The following is a 13,273-nucleotide window of genomic DNA, read 5'->3' as shown; positions in this document are numbered from 1 at the left end:
TTATTTTTGAAGGAGATGATATCAATAATTATAGCCTCCGTAAATAAAGATCAGCTTTCTGATGTTAAGGAGAACATTGCCGCAACCATAGGAGCAGAACATGAAATTATCAGTTTTGATAATGCTGATGGAAAACGTGGATTATGCGAAATTTACAATGAAGGGGCAAAGCGGGCCAAATATAAGCTGCTTTGCTATATGCACGATGATATCAGTATTAAAACGAAAGACTGGGGTATTATTGTTGCAGATATTTTTAATGAAGACCAAAAAATAGGATTGATTGGCATAGCCGGAAATAGTTATAAAACTAAAGTTCCGTCTGGATGGTTTTGTAGCGCCGGTGAAAAAAAAATCAATTATGTGAATATCCTTCAACGCTATAAATTTAGTGAAGAGAAAACAAAACACATTTCTCAAAACGTAAAAAATGAAAAGTATTCAAGCGTAGTTGTTGTAGACGGCGTTTGGTTCTGTACCAAAAAAGAAATAGTTGAAGCCAATAATTTTGATGAGGAAACATTTAAGAAGTTTCATTGTTATGATCTGGATTTTTCACTTCAAGTACATAAAACACATCGTGCCGTTGTAACTTTTGAAGTATTATTAGAACATTTCTCAGAAGGAAATTATTGTAAAACCTGGATAGAGGAAACATTAAAATTACATGAAAAATGGGCCGCTGATTTACCGATAGATGTAGAAGGGTTATCAAAAAAAGAAAGTTTCTTTGCTGAAAAACATGCATTCAAATTCTTTCTAAAGCAGATGAAAATATCTGGGTATAAAAAGATAGAAATATTTAAAATATTTTGGCGAAGTAAACTAAGCAAAAACAACTTTAGTCTATTTTTAATGCTAAATAAAGAAATTTGGCGCAGTTAAATCTGATAACCTGCTTCTTTAAAGTAAGGTTTCCAAAAACGGATGTTTTTATCCCATGCATGGCAACCAAAAGGCATGTTTCCTTTAATTAAAGTCATTGCCCTTTGTGGAGCTGTTTCAATGGAAAAGTTCAATGCCACTTTGTAAGTAGGGATCTTTATTCTCTTCTTCTTTCGATTCACTTCTATGGTCCAAAACATGTCTTCATGATAATCGCTGCTGTTCCGGCCAACGTAATTTTCTACGAGTTCTTTTTCTTGAATACAGATATTATAAAAAGATTTAACTTTTCTCAATGAAAAGCCTCCATTGCCGACATGGTTGTATAATTGTCGCTCTATGTCAGGCCGACCTTGTTTATCAAGTAAATTATATCTTCTGTGCAGGTAGGATCTTAGCTTCTCTTTGGTCTTTTTAAATAAGGTTGGGAATTCTTTTTCTCTCAACCATGGAGCACCTATATAATCATAACCTAAGCTGCACCAATATTTTAATTCATTTTTAAATACGAAAGCATCCAATTGATAGAGGAGTAGGTAGTTATAATTCAAGAATTTCTCATAAAAGAGTTCCGAAAGCATTAAATCGTTGTAACTAAACACGCTTTTAAAATAAAAACTTGGGAAAGACACCTCACTATAAGAGAATCCTATCTGCATATTCGATATGTCTAAACCATCTGGTTTGAGTATTACAATATCATAATCAGACAATAACTTTCCACATTGGGTCAAAGCTATCTTTTCATAAATTGAAAGTTCGGACTTATAAATTGGTATTACAATTACGCAAGAACTATTCATTTTAGTTTCTATTAAATTTTGGCAAAAATAAAAGTATAATATTCATAAAGCCTTTCAAAATTTTATAGGCTATCGGATACTTTTTTATATGCATAAATTGTTCTGCCTTTTTAAACTTTATCTCTTTCAAATATTCATAGTCCTTAACAAATTCAGGGAAATATCTATTCAAAGAAGTATCTCTTTCTTTATCGATTTCTGGATGATTCTTTGAATTTGCGGATATTCCAGTTCCATCATAAGTTACAATTACACAATCTAAGTGTTTATATGAAGCCTCGCGTTTACAAATTGCATAAGTGAAGAATTCCCAATCAGCTACAATTTTGAGATTTTCATTATATAGAAAAATATCCTTAAACAGCTTCGCCTTAATAAAACTTGCTTGATGAGAGATGTTTTGTTCATAAAAAAAAGCGAAATTTAACTTTTCAGGAAAAGTGCGAATCTCTTTTTTTATTCCATCAATGTGTAGGATATCTCCATAGTAAATATCGTATTGACCATTTAATTCAGCATTCAATTTCTCTAAAATGGTATTGTCAATTAAAGAATCTCCACTATTTAAAAACATTAGATAATCACCTGTTGCAATCTTAATGCCCTTATTCATTGCATTATATATGCCACTATCAGGTTCAGATACATAATAGCTAAAAAATGAAGAATATGTATTAAGGACATCTTTACTTCCATCCAAACTATTTCCATCAATAACAATAAATTCAAAATCTTGCCAAGTTTGGCTTACCACGCTTTGAATTGTTGTTTGTAACCCCGCCTTATTGTTGTAATTGATAGTTATAATTGATAATTTTTTACTCATAATAAAAATTTTGAAAAAATGTACTTTTATCCACTATTAATGACTTCATTTTATTAAAATAATTTTGGCTAATACACGCTATCTAGGTATACTTTAGTTCATATCTCAATTAAATTATCTTGAAAAAACAGCCTTTCCATTACACTTCCTTACAACAAAAAGGTTATTAAATGCCCTCAATTTATTTTGAGTGATTAAACTATTTCGAAAACAGCATCAAGATTTTTGTAACAACGTTCTTTTTCATAATTAATGCTAAAAGCAGCAAAGGCATTTTCTGCCTGTTTTTTATATTCCGATTCGTCTGTTAATAGTTTCATGATGTTATTTCCGAATTCAACGGGATCATCACTAACCAAACAGCCATTGTCGGTCTTGTTGATCAGTCCATCGATCCCACGGGTATTACAAACGATTGGTAGACCATAAGATAGCGCTTCTACTACTTTTATCTTGGTTCCAGTGCCCGTAAGCATAGGGCACAGTGCTACTTTAGCATTTTGGTAATAGATTGATAAATCTTCGGCAAAGTTTACGGAAACAATATTCGGTGCCTTTATTGAAAGATGCTCATTTATCTGTCCAATGACGCATATCTGCACGCTGGTTGGTAATAACGGATACACATCCTTAAAAAACCACTTGGCAGCTTTTTGATTATGTATATTATTGCTAGCTATATATATCAGATCAAACGACTTTTCATTACTAGCATGAAGATTTTGTGGTTTATCAAGCATCATTGGAGCTAACACCACCTTGTTTTTGCAGAATTGACTAAAAATATACTGCTCTTCAACAGAAATGGTTAAAGCGATATCAAATAAAGAAATTCTCCTGATTTCTTCTTTAAAAGCCTGACCAATATTAACTTTTTTTTGAAGTTGAGCGGTTATAAAGTCGTGTGTATCAATTACTTTTATTGATTTTTTTGTAAAGTGGTTACCCTCTACCAATGTAGCCCAACTGGCATAATTGATAAAGATGTAATCGTAATCGTTGTTTTTTAGAATTTTTTTGAAAGCCCTCTTAAACCTTAAGGTCACCAATTCAGGGAATTGAAGCGGAAAGAACCAAGCCTTATTCTGATAGAAGAAATTAGGCAGTTTATAAAAAAGCAGGTAATAGAGTATGTTCTTTTTAGATGGTTTTTTTTTAATTACATAAGTATTACTGGCTAAGCCTGCTTGCTCAAATGCTTTAATATCTGCCTCGTTCCATTTTCCGGTGAAATACTCGCTTACAAAATCAATTTCAAAATTCCTTGATTTAAAATAGCTTAACATGCTTAAAACCCTGGTTCTGTTGCCCGCAATTTTTTTTAGCGGATTATCAGGCATAAAAAATAGTACTTTCTTCATCTAAATGTTAGTCGTTAAAGGCCTGCATGTCGATTAAGCGCCTATATAAACCATTTTTGTTCATTAACTCATTGTGGCTTCCGGTTTCTACTACGCTGCCTTTATCTATCACCACAATTTTATTGGCATGTTGTATTGTACTTAAACGGTGAGCAATTACAATTGAGGTGCGGTTTTTCATCAGGTTATTTAAGGCATCCTGAACTAATTTTTCAGATTCTGTATCTAAGGCTGAAGTGGCCTCATCCAACAACATGATTGGTGGATTAGCCAATACGGCCCTTGCAATACACACACGCTGTTTCTGTCCTCCTGAGAGTTTATTTCCTCTATCTCCAACAAAAGATTGATAACCATCTTCTGTATTTTCGATAAAATCGTGCGCATTTGCAATTTTTGCTGCGGCAACAACTTCTTCCATTGTGGCATCTGGTTTGGCAAACGCAATGTTATTAAAAATGGTATCGTTAAATAGAAAAGACTCTTGATTAACGGTTCCCATTTGTGCCCTGATGCTTTCGACAGTAAGTTCTCTATAATCGTGGCCATCAATTTTAATTGTTCCTGATTTTGGATCATGGAAACGTGGAAGCAGATCCATTAATGTACTTTTTCCACCTCCAGAAGGTCCGACAAGTGCTACTGTTTGCCCTTTTTCAATGTCGAAGGTTATCGAGTTAAGAATTTGTTTTTCCCCATAACTGAATGATATATTTTGAAGGCTGATTGTACTGTTAAAATCATCAAGAACTTTCGCATCTGGTTCATTAACCAACAATGGTTTAGTATCTATTAGGTCTAAAACCCGTTCGCCTGCTGCAATTCCAGAATGGATTCCACTAAATGAATCTGTTAATGCTTTTGCAGGACGCATTACCTGGGAAAAAATAGCGATGTAAGCAATAAAATCTGATGCGGTTAAGGCGTTTTTATCATTATGTAATATTAATGATCCACCATACCAAACGATAATAGAAATCATTAAGACACCTAAAAATTCAGAAACTGGTGAGCCGAGTTGTTGGCGCCTAACCATTTTGCGTGTTAAATTGGAATAGTATATATTTTCCTTATTAAATTTGTTTTTAATTCGTTCTGTTGCATTAAAGGCCTTTATAATTTTAATCCCACTTAATGCCTCATCTAAAAAGCCAATCATTTTCGCAAAGGATTCATGCGATTCTTTTGCCTGCTGCTTTAACCTTTTTACAATTTTACTGATAATAAATGCAGAAATTGGGATTACCAGTAAAGAGAATAAGGTAAGCTTTGCTGAAATATTAAATAAAAGAATAACATATACAATTAGTGTTACAGGTTCTTTAAAAACAACCTGTAATGTATTGGTAACCGTGAATTGAACCACCTGTACATCAGAGGCTACTTTAGAGATAATATCGCCTTTTCTCTCATTGTTAAAATATCCTACATGAAGGTTCATCACATTGTTAAATACCCGCTTTCTAAAGTTTAGCAACGTATGGACTCTCAAATCTTCCATGTAACGCTGAGAAAAATACCTGAACAAATTGGAAAGCAATACAGAGATAACAATGATAATACAGATGTACATCAGCGTACTCTCTATAGTGTTAACCTTTATTGAATAGTTAACAAAATCTCTTAACTTGCCCAATAAGCTAAATGAGGAGGCTGCTTTATCTGTTAAGCTTGGCGTTTGGCAAGCTTGCTTGTTTGCATTTAAAAGTGTTTCGAACAGCGGCGATAACAATGCCAAGTTAAAGGTTCCGAATAGAATAGAAAGTAAGGTTGCAATAACGTATGGTATGGCAAACTTTTCAATAGGCTTGGCAAATGATAATAAACGAAAATAAGTTTTCATTAAGTATTGTATATATAACAGAACCCAGGAAGTACCCAGTAGGAAAAAAATATAATAAAATCCGAGCAAATGTACGGTTTTTCATACATATGAATAAGATGGAGAAACCCAACAAAATTAAAATTACAATTCTTGGGTTATGGAATGGATTGAGATGCTGTTTTACGGAATGTTTCGCGTCAACCGTTGGGCTATAGAATACAGGTTAATAACTGTTATTCCAAACATTCCTGATATAAATTCAGATATTGGTTGGCTGCAATTTCCCACGAAAATTTTTCTGCTTGGGCAATTGCTTCTTTAGCGCGATTATTTTGAGCGAAATCATTCATTCCTTTTTTAAATACTTCCTGCATGTGTTCAGGTTCAAAATTATCGAAGTAATAAGCCACGTCGCCGCCAACCTCTGGGAGTGAGGTAAATTTGGAGAGGAAAACAGGTTTTCCAAAGTGCATGGCTTCTATTACAGGAAGACCAAAACCTTCCGCAACTGAAGGGAATAAAAAAGCATCGCAATTTTTGTAGTACCAGGCTTTATCTTCATCACTAATTGGCCCTGTAATGTGTACCCTATCCAGACAATTATGTTTTTCTGCTTCCTCTAAAATTCGCTGCTTGTGAGGTGTTTCCCTTCCAGAAATTACCAGTTCAAAATCGTTATCTTTTAATAATGCAGGTAATAAGTGAAAACCTTTTTGTACCGAAAGTAAACCAATGGTAAATACAAATTTCTTTCTGGGTTTAAAAACTGGCTGATGATTTTCATCTGAAACTAATTTATCGGCCCCGTTATAAATTACACTGATTTTATTTGCTGACTCAGGGAAATAGTGTTTTACATCATTTGCAACAAACTGCGATATGCATACAATTTTATCACACTGTGATATTAGCTTGCCTAGTTTTTTTAGATATACCTGGATTCTGTGTGGCCTGCTAAACTTTAAATGAACCTTATTCATGTCATGAATGGTCATTATTTTTTTTGCATTAACTTTTTTTGGTCTTAATCTGCAGGTCTGATCAGAGAGATGAACAACTTCGAAATCATTTTTTTTCTTAAAAAATAACCGATCTAATCTCGAAAGATAAATGATATCAACCAAGCCGTTAAAAAGATATTTTGTCTGTTTGAAAAGATAAAATTTTAATTCAAACTTTCCTTTGTTTTCCTGGATTAATGCGTCGCCTAATCCTTTTCCAAACGAAAAATAGCCACAATTGGCATCTTTCATCGAATCAAAAGTTACTAAGACCTTAGGCTTTTCCATTAATTAAATCGTGTATTTAGAAGAAAAAAAATTATGCAAATATAGACAGATTTAAATTGTAGACTACTTTACAATTTTATAATTCCGGTATTCGAACAAACGCATTCCTGTTAAATCTTCAATTTTTTGCAAAACCTTCCTACGGAAATTCATTTTTGGAGTTTCCTTGGTTAAATCTTTTTCAAATTTCCAGTTTGCAGCAGCAATTCTTTCTTGCATTACTTTTGGATGGCTACCTTTAAAATGAACTAAACGATCGGCATTGTGCATATCATAAGTTTCCTGCACGGGATAATTCTCTTCAATCCATTCTTCTGTTTGATAAAACTGATTAAAGTTCCGCACTTTACCTTGTAATCCTTTTGGTGGTTTAACCCAGCCATAATGATAAATGTAAGCATCAATTAGCTTAACCTTAAGTTTTCTGTCGTTAATTCTGAAGCCTTGCGCATCGCGGTAAGATCTTACCCCAGGTAAATTTTTTATAATCCGAACCTCTCTTCTATACCAGCGTCTGGACTCAGCCAGATAGTCATAAGAAGCATAAAAATGCTTGTATTTTAAAAGTAAGGCCTCTACATTGCTGTTGTTAAGCGCTAGCTCCATTTCTTTTTTGATCAAGGGGAGATAATCTTCATGTATGGCTTCGTCACCTTGAATGTAGATCATCCAATCGGTATCTTCGTTTATTTCTGCTAAGGCCTTATTGGTTTCATCAGCAAAAACACGACCGCCTTCCCTTATGCTGTCATCCCAAACGGTATCGATGGTCCTGATTTTAGGATCGATGCTTTTAACCATTTCAGAAGTCTCATCAGATGAGTTGCCCAGTGCAACTATAAAATCATCACACAAAGGTAAGACTGAAAGTATGGCTTCTTTTGCTGGATAATCGTTTACAATTGCATTTCTTAAAAAGGTAAAACCGGTAACTTTCATTATGTGGATGCTTTGTAGCTGATAATTTTTGTTTATTTGTACAAAGATAGTTTTATTGATGAATACGCATCTATCCATTTTAAGCGAAGTAAAAGCCGGGAATTACAAGGTTTTGGCAAGAACATTAACCCTTGTCGAAAACAACATTACACCAGCCGATTCGATTTTAAGAGATTTAGATAGTCAGGTTAATGTCCCCGTTTTAGGCATTACCGGACCTCCAGGCGCCGGTAAAAGTACCCTGGTAAATGCAATAGCTGGTCATTTTGTTACGAAAGGGATGCGCATCGCGATATTGGCGATAGATCCTACCTCCCCATTTAATTTTGGTTCTTTGCTAGGTGATCGTATCCGCATGGCCGGTCAGTTTAACAATCCAAATGTTTTTATCCGTTCGTTGGCTACCCGGGGCGCTCTGGGCGGTATTTCGGCGAAAACCATCGAGATGGTTGATGTTTTAAAAGCCGCTAATTTTGATCTGATTATTGTGGAAACTGTTGGTGTTGGGCAATCGGAAGTAGAAATTGCCGGATTAGCAGATAAAACCATCGTGGTGCTGGTTCCAGAATCGGGCGATGAGGTGCAGAATATCAAATCTGGTTTGATGGAGATTGCCGATTGCTTTGTGATAAACAAGGCTGATAGAGAAGGAGCAGCTATTTTTGCCAATAATTTAAAGAAAATTGTTCATCAGGGCACGAAGACTATCCCAATATTGAAAACAGTGGCCGATAAAAATACAGGTATTGATGAATTATGTGCTTGGATAATCAAGCCGCTTACAGCTGATCATAATCGAAGGGCTTTTCTGTTTGCAGAGAAAGCCTGGAGACTCATTCAGCATGAAAAAATGAAGATTGTTGATAAAAAAAGGCTGCTAGAAAAAGTTCAGGCAGCCTTAAAGCAAGATGATTTTAATATTTATCGTTTTGCTGATGAATTTATCCGCAATGGTTAACCTATAATTTTTTGAAGCGGGTTAACTGAAAACGGCCAACTGAACTAACTATTCATAATCTCCTCAATTTCATCAGCTTCCAGTGGGATATCGGCCATTAGATCTACATTTCCGCCTGCGGCGATAAGAATATTATTTTCTAAGCGGATACCCAGGCCTTCTTCTGGAATATATATTCCCGGTTCAACAGTTAAAATATTGCCTGCTGCAAATGGCGTGTATCTTCCGGCAAAGTCGTGTACGTCAATGCCCAAATGATGTGAATTGCCATGCATAAAATATTTTTTATAAGCTGGCCATGCTGCCGTTTGGTTCTTCACGTCTGTTGTAGAAATAAGTCCAAGATTAACCAGCTGCTCAGTCATAATTTCGCCAACCTGTTCGTGGTAGGTATTCCATATGGTTCCTTCGCCAATTAATTTAATCGACCCTTTCATTACGTGCAATACTGCATTGTATACCTGTTTTTGTCTTTGGGTGAACCGACCGTTAACAGGGATTGATCGGCTCATATCTGCATTGTAGTTGGCATATTCGGCGCCAAAATCAAAAAGTATTACGTCGCCATCTTTGCATTCTTGATTATTATCATTGTAGTGGAGGATGTTTGCATTATGGCCGGAAGCAATAATAGGGGTGTAGGCATGACCTGTTCCACCTTGGCGGATAAATTCGTGGATAATCTCCGCTTCAATTTCATATTCTTTAACGCCGGGCTTGGTAAATTTTAATACCCTGATAAAGGCATCACGTGTTATTGCTGAAGCCTTTTTAGTTAGTTCAACTTCAACATCTGATTTAACTGCACGTAAATTTCGCATAATTGGTGCCGAACGTTCATAATGATGCAACGGATATTTTGCCCGCATTTTCTCAATGAAACGGATATCACGATAAGGAACTTCATGGGCATACCTATCATTCTCATTTGTATTTAAATAAATATGTTCAGCATAGTTCACAATGCTATGCAATATGTTATCAAAATCTTCTAACCAATATACCGCTTGAATACCCGATGCGGCTTTAGCCTGCTCTTTAGTGTATTTGTATCCTTCCCAAACTTTAATGTAATCGTTAGTCTGTCTTAAAAACAGGACTTCTCTGTACAAAGGATTAGGACAATCAGGAAATAATAGCAATATTGTTTGTTCTTGATCAATTCCTGATAAATAAAATAAATCAGGGTTTTGCTTAAAAATAAAGTTCTGATCGCCGCTTCTAGGAAATTCATCGCTTGAGTTGAATATAGCTAATGAATTGTTTTTTAGGTTGTTAGTGATTTTTTTTCTGTTTAAAATAAATAATGACTGATCAATAGTAGGATATTTCATGAAAATGATATTTTTATATGGGCAATGGCCAAATGTAATAAAATGATTAATTACTGTGAAGTTTGGAACGGAGTTTGTATAAAAGTTTGAAAATTTAAAATTTTGTTTAATTTTGGCATTACTAAAAAATTAATCAATTAAATTGTTTAACCCTTAAAAAAGAAAAAAGATTATGAATTATTCTACTTTAAAGAAAAGTGTTGCGCTTTCTTTAGTGGCATTAACAGGAGTTGCTTCTCTTGCTGTCGCTCAAGATGCACCTGCAACAACTTCTGCTGTCAAGGTATTTGGCGGTAGAGGTCAGTACAGAACTTGGTCTATCGGTGTACATGGTGGTGTTTTAATGCCAGTTGTTGCTATCGGTGGTACTAATGATTTCAACAAATGGGATGCTAACTTAGGTTACGGTTTAAACATCCGTAAACAACTAGGTCACTCATTCGGTTTAGAATTAAACGGAACTCGTGGTAAACTTTCAGGTACTAACGAAGGTATTACTAACCCAGCTACAAAAGATTTCGAAACTGAATTACAATATGCTGTAGATTTACGTGGTGTTGTAAACGTTGGTTCTATCGATTTCTTACGTCGTGAGAACTCAGTAGGTTTCTTCTTAACTGCTGGTGCTGGTTATATGGCTTATGCTCCAAAAGTTACTTTAGGTAATGGTACTGTTATTGACTGGAAAGGTAAAGCTGTAGGTCCTGCTGATGACAGACATGATGCTAAAGATTACGTAAAAGGTTTCTACATTCCAGTTGGTGCTGGTGTTAAATTCAAAGTTTCTGAGCGTGTTAACTTTAACTTAGGTTACACAATGAACTTTGTTGATGCTGATAACTTAGATGGAGTTTATGCAAAAGGTCAAACTAAAGATAAATTCTCTTACGGTTATGCTGGTTTAGAATTCTCTTTAGGTTCTTCTGCTAAACCAAGTTTAGAATGGACTAACCCATTAGCTACTATGTACGATGAGTTAAAAGATCCAACTTTACGTCAAGAAGTTGAAGCATTGAAAAACCGTGTTTCTGCTGTTGAAAAATCAGTTGAAGATTTGAAAAAAGATACTGACGGTGACGGTGTTGCTGATCAATTCGATAAATGCCCAGGAACTCCTGCTGGTACTGCTGTTGATGGTTCAGGTTGTCCTCTTCCAAAAGTTGAAGCACCTACTGCTGCTACAAGTGATGTAACTGGTTTCGAAAAAATCGGTTTCGATTTCAACTCTTCAGTTTTAAAAACTGAGTCTTACCCTACTTTAGATAAATTATCTTCAGTGTTACGTGAAAACGGTGGTAAAGTAACTGTAAACGGTTACGCTTCAAGCGAAGGTACTGCTGCATATAACTTGAAATTATCTAAAGACAGAGCTAACTCTGTTAAAACTTACTTAGTAAACTCTGGCGTTAACGCTAGTCAAGTTGCTACTAAAGGTAATGGCGAAGCTAATCCAATTGCTTCTAACGATACTGAAGAAGGTCGTATCCAAAACCGTCGTGTTGAAACTGCTAGAAACTAGTATTTCAATATAAGATTTAAAAAAGTCCTGATGAAAGTCAGGACTTTTTTTGTGCCTTTTAATTTTCTGTGTTAAGCTTTTTAGCTAAGTTTGTGTTATGTACTTCTTTAGAAAAAAGGATCCAAACAGGCCAAATAATATCAATCTGAAAATTATGCATTTTATAAATGCATTGGCCATCTTAATTTTTCTTGCAGGTATCATCTACAAGCTAATCCAATGGCTTGCTAAATAACCCCAAAATTGTATGAAACAAATTATTAAAACAACCAATGCTCCAGCTCCAATTGGACCATATAGCCAAGCTGTACAAGCCGGAAACTTTTTATTCGTATCAGGCCAGGTAGCCATTAATCCCGAAAATGGAGAATTAAATATTGGCAATATTGAAGAAGAGACACACCAGGTAATGCGTAACCTTAAAGCAGTTTTGCTTGAAGCAGGTTTAACTTTCGATAACGTAGTAAAGTCTACTATCTTCTTAAGCGATATGGGTACCTTTGCTCAGGTAAACGAAGTTTATGGACAGTATTTTACTGCTGATTTCCCTGCGCGCGAAACGGTTCAGGTTTCGGTATTGCCTAAAAATGTTAATGTAGAAATTTCTGTAATTGCCATTGTAGGCTAATTTTGGCAGATAGTAAAAGCAAATATTTTATAGCCGGCATTGTTCCTTATATTATCTGGGGAACAATGTCTATACCTTTGCGTAACATAAAAGGTTTTCCGCCACACGAAATTTTATACTACAGGATATTTATTTCCATTATCGTAGTTTGGACAATTATTCTTTTATTCAGAAGGGAAGCACTAAAGAATGATTTCAATTTCTTAAAATCATTAAGCGCCCCTAAGAAAACAAGATTATTGTTGCTTACCATAGTGTCGTCATTTCTGATCACGGGAAACTGGTTCACCTATATTTATGCCGTAAATAGCGTAAGTTTAAAAGCAGCCGCCTTTGCCTATATGGTGTGCCCACTGTTAACTGCGCTCTGTGGATTTATCATTTTAAAGGAACAGTTAACAAAGGTTAAAATTATTGCCCTAATCATTGCATTTATAAGTATCATCCTATTGGCAACAGGCTCTATACATGAAGTAATGTGGGCCATTATCGTCGCATCTTTTTATGCCTTATATGTTATTGTGCTAAAAGTAATTAAAGATGTAGATAAGTTTAATTTTTTGGGCGTTCAGTTAATTTTATCAGGATTAATAATGCTTCCGTTGTATTTTCTTAATGCTGCGCCTTTTCCTACCGAAACCTTCTTTTGGTCGCATATATTGTTGATTGCCATTGTATTTACCATTATTCCACTCTTTTTAAATTCGTATGCACTGTTGGGTATGCCTTCATCGGCCCTGGGTATTTTGATCTATCTCAACCCTATAGTTGCATTTACCGTTGCATTTTTCTACTTTAAAGAGAAAATAGATCTGCACCAATTTTTTGCCTATTTGCTTTTGCTGCTATCGATCGTTATTTTTAACGGACAGTTGCTAAAGAGTGTTGTTTACAAGAAACAGTAAA

The 13,273-nt window shown here is 35.0% G+C and carries 13 protein-coding genes; 6 read left to right on the top strand and 7 right to left on the bottom strand.

The features are described from left to right. The first annotated feature begins 15 nt into the window (after positions 1-15). Positions 16-885, top strand: a complete 870-nt coding sequence (locus AC1DNH_RS17080; RefSeq protein WP_477609084.1) for a glycosyltransferase — start codon at positions 16-18, stop codon at positions 883-885. Here AC1DNH_RS17080 and AC1DNH_RS17075 read toward each other — a convergent pair. From AC1DNH_RS17075 to AC1DNH_RS17050, 6 genes are all read right to left on the bottom strand, one after another. After that, positions 882-1,688 carry a DUF5672 family protein gene (locus tag AC1DNH_RS17075; RefSeq protein ID WP_477584762.1) on the bottom strand — a complete coding sequence of 269 codons (807 nt, stop codon included), beginning with the start codon at positions 1,686-1,688 and terminating at the stop codon, positions 882-884. The genes AC1DNH_RS17080 and AC1DNH_RS17075 overlap by 4 nt on opposite strands. Before the next feature lies 1 nt (position 1,689). Then, on the bottom strand, positions 1,690-2,514 hold the full coding sequence (locus AC1DNH_RS17070; RefSeq protein WP_477584763.1) for a glycosyltransferase family 2 protein: 825 nt from the start codon (positions 2,512-2,514) through the stop codon (positions 1,690-1,692). 194 nt (positions 2,515-2,708) lie between these two features. Beyond that, positions 2,709-3,875, bottom strand: a complete 1,167-nt coding sequence (locus AC1DNH_RS17065; protein ID WP_477584764.1) for a glycosyltransferase — start codon at positions 3,873-3,875, stop codon at positions 2,709-2,711. Between the two features lie 7 nt (positions 3,876-3,882). After that, positions 3,883-5,718 (bottom strand): ABC transporter ATP-binding protein, encoded by a 1,836-nt coding sequence (locus AC1DNH_RS17060; protein WP_477609435.1) that lies wholly within the window; start codon positions 5,716-5,718, stop codon positions 3,883-3,885. A 215-nt stretch (positions 5,719-5,933) separates the two neighbouring features. Then, the gene (locus tag AC1DNH_RS17055) at positions 5,934-6,989 is read right to left on the bottom strand and encodes a glycosyltransferase family 4 protein (RefSeq protein WP_477580354.1); all 1,056 of its coding nucleotides are present in this window, start codon (positions 6,987-6,989) and stop codon (positions 5,934-5,936) included. A gap of 63 nt (positions 6,990-7,052) precedes the next feature. Next, positions 7,053-7,928 (bottom strand): glycosyltransferase family 2 protein, encoded by an 876-nt coding sequence (locus AC1DNH_RS17050; protein WP_477580352.1) that lies wholly within the window; start codon positions 7,926-7,928, stop codon positions 7,053-7,055. A 58-nt stretch (positions 7,929-7,986) separates the two neighbouring features. On the opposite strand from AC1DNH_RS17050, the gene meaB reads away from it, so the two are divergent. Continuing rightward, complete coding sequence (gene meaB / locus AC1DNH_RS17045; RefSeq protein ID WP_477609437.1) at positions 7,987-8,886, top strand: methylmalonyl Co-A mutase-associated GTPase MeaB; 900 nt, start codon at positions 7,987-7,989, stop codon at positions 8,884-8,886. 44 nt (positions 8,887-8,930) lie between these two features. On the opposite strand, the gene AC1DNH_RS17040 is transcribed toward meaB, so the two are convergent. Beyond that, the gene (locus AC1DNH_RS17040) at positions 8,931-10,220 is read right to left on the bottom strand and encodes an aminopeptidase P family protein (protein ID WP_477580350.1); all 1,290 of its coding nucleotides are present in this window, start codon (positions 10,218-10,220) and stop codon (positions 8,931-8,933) included. A 172-nt stretch (positions 10,221-10,392) separates the two neighbouring features. On the opposite strand from AC1DNH_RS17040, the gene AC1DNH_RS17035 reads away from it, so the two are divergent. The 4 genes from AC1DNH_RS17035 (at position 10,393) to AC1DNH_RS17020 (ending at position 13,272) form a co-directional block, all read left to right on the top strand. After that, the gene (locus AC1DNH_RS17035) at positions 10,393-11,739 is read left to right on the top strand and encodes an OmpA family protein (protein ID WP_477580348.1); all 1,347 of its coding nucleotides are present in this window, start codon (positions 10,393-10,395) and stop codon (positions 11,737-11,739) included. Between the two features lie 97 nt (positions 11,740-11,836). Next, positions 11,837-11,974, top strand: a complete 138-nt coding sequence (locus AC1DNH_RS17030; RefSeq protein WP_317130071.1) for a DUF6728 family protein — start codon at positions 11,837-11,839, stop codon at positions 11,972-11,974. 12 nt (positions 11,975-11,986) lie between these two features. Next, entirely contained in the window at positions 11,987-12,367 is a 381-nt protein-coding gene (locus AC1DNH_RS17025) for a RidA family protein (protein ID WP_029274517.1), read from the top strand. A gap of 2 nt (positions 12,368-12,369) precedes the next feature. After that, a complete protein-coding gene (locus AC1DNH_RS17020; RefSeq protein WP_477580346.1) occupies positions 12,370-13,272 on the top strand; it encodes an EamA family transporter in 903 nt (300 codons plus the stop codon). Position 13,273: the final 1 nt, after the last annotated feature.

The sequence above is a fragment of the Pedobacter sp. 01N310 genome (assembly GCF_056399805.1).
Note: the sequence above shows the minus strand (reverse complement) of the source record. Positions and strands in the feature narration are given on the sequence as shown.